Below are 2,816 nucleotides of genomic sequence, written 5' to 3'. Positions count from 1 at the left end.
CGTAAGCGGTCGTTTCTCCGCGCCTAGCGCGATACGTTTGGGAGGGTCAAGCTTGCGTCCGCATACACTCAACTTGCGGACGCAACATGACCCCAGATGATTTTGATTTCCTTCCTCTCAAAGTTACGCACATCGATGAAGGTGGGCGGCGCTGCTTTGATCCTAAAGGAAAGTGTCGACTGATCGAGGCGTGCCAGAAGCCAGGGGCCTCAGTGGCCGGACTGGCGCTCAAGGCAGGTGTGAACGCCAACCAACTCCGCAAGTGGATCATGCTGGAGCGCAGGAGAGCAGACTCGCGCAACGCCGAGAAAGCCGCTGATGCTCGTGCCCCGGCCTTCGTACCCGTTGTAGAAGTGGTTGATAGCGGGCCGATGCGCATATCATCCAGGCCGCCCACGCCCGATGCGCTGCCGTCTGCGCCGACACGGCGTGAAACGATACGGGCTTCGCAACGTCCGCCGTTACCCTCGCGGCTGCTGGTTGACCTGCCAAACGGCGTAAGCCTTGAACTTGAGTGTACCGGGCAGGATTCGTTGCTGCTCAGAACGATGATCGACGCGTTAAGGGCACGCTGATGTTCCGCTTCGACGACAACCTGACGGTATACCTGTATCGCGAACCGATCGACTTCCGCGCCGGCATCAATACCCTCGCGACCCTGGTCGCGGAGTCGATGCAACTGGACCCGCTTGCACGAGCCGTATACGCCTTCCACAACCGCAAGCGTGATCGCGTGAAGCTCTTGCTGTATGAGCGCACCGGTTTCTGGCTGCTGTTGCGCCGGCTCGAAGAAGACCACTTCGTGTGGCCGAAACGGCATCAGGAGGTGATCGAGCTGACAACGCAGCAGCTTCACTGGTTGCTCGACGGCATCGACATCGACGCGGTGCGCCGCCATCCAGTGCGTCGTTACCAGCACGCCAGTTAGCTTGCCTGGCCAGGTGCGTTGCGCGTAAACAACGAGAGACGCAATCGTACAAATTGCCGTAAACCCAAAACGCGCTGCGCTTCGCTATCGTGAAGCGCATGAAGAAGAAAGCTCCTGATCTCCTGCGCATCCCGACGGCCGTCCAGGGCTATATCCACGATCTCGAAGAGCGTGCGGCTGATGGCGCGAAGCGCATCGATGAGCTGAACGAGCGCATCGGACAGCTCGAGGAGCAGATCCGCCTGCTGCAAGCTGAGCGTTACGCGCCGAAGAGCGAGAAGCGCAGGGATCGCATCTTCGACGAGGCCGAGCAGATCGCCCAGGCCGAACCTACCGACGAGGATGAGGGACAAGCGCAGCCCTCGTTGCCCGACACAGGATTGCCTCCGGCCAGTCAGCCCAAACGGAGCAGCGGTGGTCGCAAGCCTCTGCCGGCTTACCTGAAGCGCGAGCGCATCGAATACGATCTACCAGAAGACCAGCGAGGTTGCCCCTGCTGCGGCAACCAGATGCACCGGATCGGCGAAGACGTCAGCGAACAGTTACACGTTGAGTTCAAATGGACGGTCCGGCAGAACGCCCGCTCCAAGTGGGCCTGCCGGCACTGCGAGCGTCACGCCGAACGTACGCCGGTGGTGCTTGCGCCGATGCCCGCGCAGCCGATTCCCGGCAGCCACGCGGACGCGTCGGTGATCGCGGCGGTCACGATCGGAAAGTATGTCGACGGAACGCCGCTGTACCGGATACAGGACGTGCTCGCACGCTGGCAAATTCCGGTGAGCCGCGGCACGCTTGCTCACTGGATCATCCGCCCCAGCGAATTGCACTACAACCGCCTGTACGACGCGCTGCATAAGACGCTGCTCTCGCAGCCGTTGATTCACGGCGACGAAACGACGGTCCAGGTGCTCAAAGAACCTGGACGTTCCGCGCAGAGCAAAAGTTATATGTGGATCTATCGCAGTTCTGAAGACTGTGCCGAGCCAGTCGTGCTGTTCGAGTACCAGCCGGGGCGTGGCCAACAACATCCGAAGAAATTCCTGGGCGACTACAACGGCATGCTGATAAGCGACGGCTACAGCGCGTGGCGCACGCTCAAGAACGCTACGCACTTCGGATGCCTGGCACACGCGAGGCGACTGTTCGTCAAGGCAGACAAGGGTGCCGCCAAGAAAACTACCTCTGGCACGCAAAAGACCCCTAACGCCCGGGTGGCGAAGGCGCTGGAGTACTTTCAGTCGCTATATCGTGTTGAGGCTCTGGCCAAAGGCGATCTCCCCGAGGGCGAAACACGCACCAGCTACACATACCGCCTGCGCCAACAGCATAGCGTCCCGCTGCTCGAAGCCTTCAAGGGGTGGCTCGATGAACTGGCGCCGAAGGTGCTGCCCCAAAGCTTGCTGGGCAAGGCGATCGCCTACACGCGCAATCAATGGGAATATCTCAGCCGCTACGCTACCGATGGTGGCGCTGCAATCGATAACAATGTGTGCGAGCGCGACGTGAGGCCGTTTGCCACTTCGAGAAAATCGTGGCTGTTCAGCGACACAGTTGATGGTGCAAAGGCCAGCGCGACGATTTACAGTTTGATGCTGACGTGCCGGGCGTGTGGCGTCGAGCCGTACGACTATATGCTGCACATACTCACCGAGCTGCCGCAGCGGCCACCCGATGCCGATGTAGCTGATCTGCTGCCGTTCAACTACGCACGGCAACAGAAGGCAAAACTGCAGACCAGCTGACTCATCGGATCCGTGTCGGTCGTGCCGACGCTCATACCATCACTAGATACAGACGCCGCCGGTTCACCTCGACCGCCGCGATGCGGCTACATTCGCCCATCGATTGCAAACGATTCTACATTCGACGTGCTGAAACTACCGCTTAC

Annotated in this window: 3 protein-coding genes; all 3 read left to right on the top strand. The window is 60.3% G+C overall.

Annotation, left to right across the window (positions count from 1 at the left end):
* Window positions 1-86: 86 nt before the first annotated feature.
* The 3 genes from tnpA (at window position 87) to tnpC (ending at window position 2,670) form a co-directional block, all read left to right on the top strand.
* Window positions 87-575 carry an IS66-like element accessory protein TnpA gene (gene tnpA / locus AWB68_RS43755; protein ID WP_087650302.1) on the top strand — a complete coding sequence of 163 codons (489 nt, stop codon included), beginning with the start codon at window positions 87-89 and terminating at the stop codon, window positions 573-575.
* Window positions 575-928, top strand: coding sequence for an IS66 family insertion sequence element accessory protein TnpB (gene tnpB, locus AWB68_RS43750; RefSeq protein WP_087650301.1), 354 nt, complete (start codon window positions 575-577; stop codon window positions 926-928). Before tnpA ends, tnpB begins: the two co-directional genes overlap by 1 nt.
* Before the next feature lie 98 nt (window positions 929-1,026).
* Window positions 1,027-2,670: an IS66 family transposase gene (tnpC, locus tag AWB68_RS43745; RefSeq protein WP_087650300.1), complete on the top strand. Its 1,644-nt coding sequence runs from the start codon at window positions 1,027-1,029 to the stop codon at window positions 2,668-2,670.
* Window positions 2,671-2,816 lie beyond the last annotated feature (146 nt).

Source organism: Caballeronia choica (assembly GCF_001544535.1).
GTDB classification, from domain to species: domain Bacteria; phylum Pseudomonadota; class Gammaproteobacteria; order Burkholderiales; family Burkholderiaceae; genus Caballeronia; species Caballeronia choica.
The sequence above is the reverse complement of the archived record's forward strand: the minus strand, read 5'-3'. Positions and strand labels throughout refer to the sequence as shown.